The sequence below is a fragment of the Sphingomonas panni genome (assembly GCF_022664435.1).
GTDB lineage: Bacteria > Pseudomonadota > Alphaproteobacteria > Sphingomonadales > Sphingomonadaceae > Sphingomonas > Sphingomonas panni.
Genome location: NZ_JAKREU010000001.1, coordinates 941,627 through 947,719, shown reverse-complemented (window position 1 = coordinate 947,719; position 6,093 = coordinate 941,627). Strand labels below are relative to the sequence as shown.

The following is a 6,093-nucleotide window of genomic DNA, read 5'->3' as shown; positions in this document are numbered from 1 at the left end:
CAATATGGTGGTTGTAATAAGACATATGAGCCAGCTTGACTTTAAACGATCCCAACGCACCTTGAATGCGCTAGACCGCAAGCCGCCGCCCACATGTCCCTTCATCTAAACTACAATTTCAAAGAGCAAGACAACAATACCGGCGTCGCGTCGCTACCCCTCTTTAGGAAGGGCAGATCACGTCGCCTGCGTTTCGCTGTCTCGGTGGAAGCGAGTAGCTCGCCCCGTCCGGTGAACAGCCCTCTACGGGGGTCGCCCGGAACCGTCAACGCCTTTTTGCAATTTTGTTTCGAGAAAGTTGCAGATCGGCGGAAATCCTTGGGTTTACCCGCCCTCAATCCCTGGGGTTACAAGGTGGCCCGATGGAAAGCCCTGCCGAATCGCCCCTTCCCCCGCCCGAATCGCTGCGCCGACAGGTGCGCCGGGCCGTCATCTGGCGTTCGGGAAGCCAGATCGTCGGGCAGATCGTATCTTGGGCATCGACCTTTCTGGTCATCCGGCTGCTGACGCCGGGCGATTATGGCCTCGTCGCAATGACCGGGGTCGTACTGCTGCTGCTGAACATGCTGAACGGCCACGGCCTCGCCAATGCGCTGATCCAGCATGGCGAGGTATCGCCGCGCGAACAGCGGCAGGTGTTCGGCATGTTGCTGCTGCTCAACATCCTGCTGGGGGGGCTGCAGTTCCTGCTCGCGCCACTGGCCGCCGCCTATTACCACGAGCCGTTCGTCGCCGACCTGCTGCGGGTACAGGCGCTGCTCTATCTCGCCACGCCGTTCAGCTCCTTCGCCTATGCGTTGCTCGCACGGCGGATGGAGTTCCATCGGCAGGCGCAGGTCAATCTGCTGTCGTCACTCGCCGGCGCCCTCGCTGCGATCGGCGGCGCATATGCCGGGCTGGAGGTCTGGACGCTGGTACTGGCGCCCGCCGTCCTGTTCGCCACCCGCGCGATCGGGCTGATGATCGCGGCCCATGCGTGGATGTGGCCGAGCTTCGACTTTCGCGGCGCGGGCCATCTTGCCCGCTATGGCGGGATCGTGGCGGGCGCGAGCCTGCTGAGCTTTGCCCAGAGCCAGGCCGACATCCTCGTCGCCGGGCGGTTCTTCGATGCCCACGCGGTCGGCATCTACACCACCGCGCTGTTCCTGACCCAGATCTTCACCAACAAGGTGGTGCCGCCAATCAACGAGGTCGCCTTTTCCGCCTATGCCCGGATGCGTGACGATCCGGTGGCGGTCGCACAAGGGTTCGTGCGGTCGGTGCGGGTGCTGATGCTGGTCGCGGTGCCGTTCTTCATCGGGCTGGCGGTCACCGCGCGGCCGGCGGTGGCGATCGCGCTGGGGCCGCAATGGTCGGAGGCCGCGCCGCTGGTCGCGCTGCTCGGCATCGCCATGCCATTCATGACCTTGCAGGCATTGTTCCCTCCGGCGGTCGATGCGCTGGGCAGGCCCGGCACCACGGCGGGCACGACCGCGATCGGCGCGATCGTGCTGCCCATCGCCTTTCTGATCGGCGCCCGCTTCGGGATTGCGGGCGTAGCGGGCGCGTGGATCGTCGCGCATCCGCTGCTGCTGGCGATCGTTGCGACGCGGGCGTTGCCGGTGATCGGACTGTCGGCCGGCGCCTTTGCACAGGCGGTCGCGCCGGCATTCGGCGCGGGCGCGGCCATGGCGGGGGCAGTGACGCTGGCGGCCCATCTGGCGGGACCGCTGTCGCCGGTGCCGACGCTGGCGCTGTCGGCGGCGGTGGGCGGAGCGGTCTATGCTGGCAGCCTGTGGATCTTCGCCCGCAGCGCGGTGCTCGACGCCTGGGCGATGCTGCGGCGGTCCTGACCCGACGCCCTATCCCAGCCGGTCGATCGCCGTGCGGGTCGCCGCCAGATAGGCATCGCCATGGAAGCGATAGGTGCCGATGAAGTGGACAAAGGCCGGGTCGGTCGCAAAATGCGAGCGGCCGAACAGTGCCGCGTTCCAGAAATTGAGATACCGGTCATAGGGCAGCAGCAGCGGGTCATGCCCATTGGCGACGACGAAGTTCGACGTCACCTGCTCGCTGCCCCAGCGCGACCAGCGATCCCGGCCGATCGCGACGTCCATCGCCTGGGAAAAACCTTCGGCAAGCTCCCGCCCCGGTCCGCCCGGCGCAAAACCGGCAAAGCCCGAACAGCCCCGCACATAGTGCAGCTCACCGGGTCGAGCCAGTTCGACCGAACCGATTGCCGCCTCCGCCGCGTCCTGCACATGCAGCCCCGGCGCGCGCGGATCGACCCCGGCCCGGTCTCGCGCGATGTGCGACGCGGTGCGAATCTCCACGCCGGCCTCTCCACGCAACGTGAAGTCCCGGCCGGCATCGATCGCCGCCCGCACCTCGGCCAGATCGCCGAGCGTGACCGTATCCGAATCGACCTGGATCACATAGGCATCGGCGCGCAGGTCGAGGATGGTCAGCAACCGCTCCCACGTTCCCCCCCGCGGGCACGGCCCGGTATCGACATCGCCGATCGGGATGATGCGCGGATCGTTCAGGTGATGCGCCAGCACCGCCTTGTCATCGGCAGTCAGCGTCCCGTCATCGAGGATCACCACCCGCCCGCGCGACAGCCGCTGGGCGAGCGACTTGACCGCAACCAGATAGGGCAGCAGGACCGCCGTCCCGATCATCGAGAACAGGATGACACCATCGTCGCGCCCGGCGATGGGCGGCGTGCGCAGCACCCGCCGCGCCAGCCGACGGTGCAGCCGCTGCTTGACGTGCCAGTTGAGATGCTCGGCGAGCGAGGGTTTAGCCATGATGCCGCCCTATCACCGCTGCCTTAACCGCCGGTCAACGCGGGGTTATGCCTGCTGGATATAGGCACGCATCGCATTCGCCTCTGCCTCGATCCCGTCGATGCGGTGCTTGACCAGGTCGCCGATCGAGACGAACCCGACCAGCACGTCTCCCTCGACCACCGGCAGATGGCGGATGCGCCGCTGCGTCATCAGCGACAGCGCACCCAGGATCGACGCCGTGGGCGGCACGGTGACGACCGGACTGCTCATCCGCTCGCCTACGGCCATGTCCAGCACGGCCGCCCCCACTTCGACCAGCGCATGGACCACGTCACGTTCGGAAAAGATGCCGGCGACCCTGCCCTCGACCAACACCGGCACCGCACCGATGCGGTGCCGCGTCAGCAACGCCACCACCTCGCGCACCGGCATGTCGGCACCGACCGACACCACGTCCCGTCCACCCGCAATCGCCGCGATCGTCATCGCCCTCTCCTTGTCGTCCGGCGCGGCGGTTCCCTCCCGCATCGCGTCCATGACCTTGAGAATTCCACGCTTCGTCCCCATTGAAAAGCCATGGCGAACGATCTGGACGACCCCGATTATGCCGCGTTCGCGTGGGCACGCTTCCGCTGGTTGCTGAAGATCATGGCCGGCGTGTCGGCCGTCGCCGCGCTGGTGGCGCTGGGCGGCATCTGGTGGTGGGTCGGGACGATGAACTGGATCATCGCCGCCGCGACGCTGGGCGGGGTCGGTGGATCGGTGATGCTGGGCGGCGCGCTGATGGCGCTGGTGTTCCTGAGCAACGGGTCGGGCCATGACGCGGCGGTCGATACGTTCAATGCCGACCGCGATCCGGGGCGGGACGCGCGGAAATAGGCGACATTGCGGCTTTGGGTGCGACCCACCCTTTTCGTCACTCCCGCGAAGGCGGGAGTCCATATGCGCTGGCGTCGATCCCCCTGCCGAAACGATAGCGGCTATGGATTCCCGCCTTCGCGGGAATGACGGGCGTTTGAAGCCGAACCGTTCGCCCATCCCACGTCACCCCGGGCTTGATCCGGGGTGACGACTTGTCAGGCAACCGCGCATCTCAACCGCCCCAAAACGCGAAAACCCGCCGGGCGCCCTATCGGCCCCCGGCGGGTTTTCGCGGTAAACGACCGGCCCTGCTGCGGGCCGGAACCGCTTACTTGATCTTCGCTTCCTTGAACTCGACATGCTTGCGCACGACCGGGTCATACTTACGGAAGGTCAGCTTCTCGGTCTGGTTGCGCGGGTTCTTCTTGGTGACATAGAAGAAGCCGGTATCGGCCGAGCTGACGAGCTTGATCTTGACGGTGGTCGGCTTTGCCATGACCCAAAATTCCCTTGGGCATGACGCCCGCAAATGACAATGGAAAGCGACCCGCCACGACGCGGGCTGCTGCAAGTTGGGGGCGCATGGGGCAATCCGCTCCATGAGTCAAGACCGGACGCCTTCACCGGAACGTAACCTCTGGGGCGCAGGTTATGATTCAAACGGTTGGAGAGGCGGCAATGCGGATCGAGTCGGTGCATATCGATGCGGAGCGGGCGATGACGACGGGCGGCCCCGCCCACCCCTTTGCCGAGATCGAGGCGATTCGGGCGATCGCCACCGCCGAATCCAGCCTGCCCGCGCTGTCGGTCCTCGCCCTGGTCGACGCCGCCATCGCGCGGGGCGAGCGAGCCTCGCTCCACGAATGGACCGCGCTCGCCCGCGATGCGGTGCGCTGCGGGCGGAGCGACGTCGCCACGGCGCAGGCCTATGCCGCCGCCTGTTCGGTCCGCCTCGCCGGCTGACCCCCCGGACGCATGGACCCGCTCGTCCCCGCGCTCGTCGCGGTCCTGCTGGCGGGGGTCGGCGATCGTCCGCCGCTGTTGAGCGCGATCCTCGCCGACCGGCACGGGTCCGCCGCGACCATCGCTGGCATCGTCGCGCAGGCGATCGGCTTTGCGCTGGCCGCCGCCGCCGGGACCCTGGTCGCGCCGCATCTCTCCCCCAATGCGCGCAGCCTGTTGCTGGCGCTCGCGCTGCTGTCGGCCGGCGGATCGGCGCTGTTCGCCGCGCGGATCAAGGACCGGCTGGACCATTGGCGGCTGCCCGGCTGGCTGACCGGCCTGCTCGGCCTCGGCATCCTCGCGCTCGGCGATCGCGGGCAGTTCCTCGTCTTCGCACTGGTGGCGCGCACGCCCGATCCGGTGGCGGGCGCGATCGGCGCGACACTCGCCGCCATCGCGCTGTCCGCCGCCGCCGCGACGCTGGGCGAGCGCGGCTGGCTGGCGTTGCCGTTTCGCATCATCCGTCCGGTCACGGCCGGGCTGTTGCTGCTCGCCGGCGCGATCATCGGCCTCGGGGCGCTGCGGCTGCTCTGATCCAGCCGCTCGATCATCCTGCTCGAAAATTTCGGACAGACCGGATGGGAAAGATTCGGCAACGCAATCGTTGCTGAACCGAATCATATCCAGCCGGAGAAACTCCCGTGACCAACCCCGCGCTCGACACCCCCACCGACCTGCCGAACAACAAGGTCGCCAGCGTCGCCGACGGCCTGAACGCCGCGCTTGCCGACTGCTTCACCCTGTATCTGAAGACCAAGAACTTTCACTGGCACGTCTCCGGCCCGCATTTCCGCGACTATCACCTGATGCTCGACGATCAGGCCGCGCAGATCCTTGCCGTCACCGACGTGATCGCCGAGCGCGTGCGCAAGACCGGCAACACCTCGCTCCGCTCGATCGGCGACATCGCCCGCCGCACCGCGATCAAGGACAATGACAAGGAATTCGTGAAGCCCGACGACATGCTCGCCGAGCTGCGTGACGACAATCTGAAGCTGGTCGAACGCCTGCGCGAAGCCCGCGAAGCCGCCGAGGAAGCCGGCGACACCGCCACCAGCAGCCTCGCCGACGACTGGATCGACGAAGCCGAGGAACGCGCCTGGTTCCTGTTCGAAACCGCGCGCAAGGGCTGATCCCCCCGCCCGGCACCCAGAAAGCCCGCCGGTGCCGCGCGCATCGGCGGGCTTTTCGTTGCGGTGGGAACCCCGACCGTCCCCCACGCGCTACTCGGGCAACGGGGCGATCCTGCCCCATCGGAACGGGAACACCGCGATGTTGAAATGGGCCGTCATCTTTCTGGTACTGGGTCTCGTGCTGGGCGCGCTGGGCTTTGGCGGCATCGGCGGCGCGTTCGTCGGCATCGCCAAGATCCTGTTCTTCGTCGCCATCGCGATCTTCGCCGTACTGCTGGTGCTGGGACTGCTCGCCGGCAAGGGCGTGAAGAACGCGATCGACTAGG

The 6,093-nt window shown here is 67.1% G+C and carries 9 protein-coding genes; 6 read left to right on the top strand and 3 right to left on the bottom strand.

The features are described 5' to 3' along the window. Window positions 1-362: 362 nt before the first annotated feature. Window positions 363-1,832 carry a lipopolysaccharide biosynthesis protein gene (locus tag MF609_RS04775; protein WP_242415134.1) on the top strand — a complete coding sequence of 490 codons (1,470 nt, stop codon included), beginning with the start codon at window positions 363-365 and terminating at the stop codon, window positions 1,830-1,832. Between the two features lie 9 nt (window positions 1,833-1,841). Here MF609_RS04775 and MF609_RS04770 read toward each other — a convergent pair whose 3' ends face one another. Next, complete coding sequence (locus MF609_RS04770) at window positions 1,842-2,789, bottom strand: hypothetical protein (protein WP_242415133.1); 948 nt, start codon at window positions 2,787-2,789, stop codon at window positions 1,842-1,844. A 45-nt stretch (window positions 2,790-2,834) separates the two neighbouring features. Then, the gene (locus tag MF609_RS04765; RefSeq protein ID WP_242415183.1) at window positions 2,835-3,257 is read right to left on the bottom strand and encodes a CBS domain-containing protein; all 423 of its coding nucleotides are present in this window, start codon (window positions 3,255-3,257) and stop codon (window positions 2,835-2,837) included. A 90-nt stretch (window positions 3,258-3,347) separates the two neighbouring features. Between MF609_RS04765 and MF609_RS04760 the strand changes: the two genes are divergently transcribed. After that, on the top strand, window positions 3,348-3,650 hold the full coding sequence (locus MF609_RS04760; protein ID WP_242415132.1) for a hypothetical protein: 303 nt from the start codon (window positions 3,348-3,350) through the stop codon (window positions 3,648-3,650). A gap of 310 nt (window positions 3,651-3,960) precedes the next feature. Here MF609_RS04760 and rpmG read toward each other — a convergent pair whose 3' ends face one another. Further along, window positions 3,961-4,128, bottom strand: coding sequence for a 50S ribosomal protein L33 (gene rpmG / locus MF609_RS04755; protein WP_055757016.1), 168 nt, complete (start codon window positions 4,126-4,128; stop codon window positions 3,961-3,963). A 182-nt stretch (window positions 4,129-4,310) separates the two neighbouring features. On the opposite strand from rpmG, the gene MF609_RS04750 reads away from it, so the two are divergent. From MF609_RS04750 to MF609_RS04735, 4 genes are all read left to right on the top strand, one after another. Next, a complete protein-coding gene (locus MF609_RS04750; RefSeq protein ID WP_242415131.1) occupies window positions 4,311-4,595 on the top strand; it encodes a hypothetical protein in 285 nt (94 codons plus the stop codon). Window positions 4,596-4,607: 12 nt separating this feature from the next. Next, entirely contained in the window at window positions 4,608-5,168 is a 561-nt protein-coding gene (locus tag MF609_RS04745; protein ID WP_242415130.1) for a TMEM165/GDT1 family protein, read from the top strand. Between the two features lie 107 nt (window positions 5,169-5,275). Then, a complete protein-coding gene (locus MF609_RS04740) occupies window positions 5,276-5,767 on the top strand; it encodes a Dps family protein (RefSeq protein WP_242415129.1) in 492 nt (163 codons plus the stop codon). A gap of 139 nt (window positions 5,768-5,906) precedes the next feature. After that, complete coding sequence (locus MF609_RS04735) at window positions 5,907-6,092, top strand: DUF1328 family protein (RefSeq protein ID WP_242415128.1); 186 nt, start codon at window positions 5,907-5,909, stop codon at window positions 6,090-6,092. Window position 6,093 lies beyond the last annotated feature (1 nt).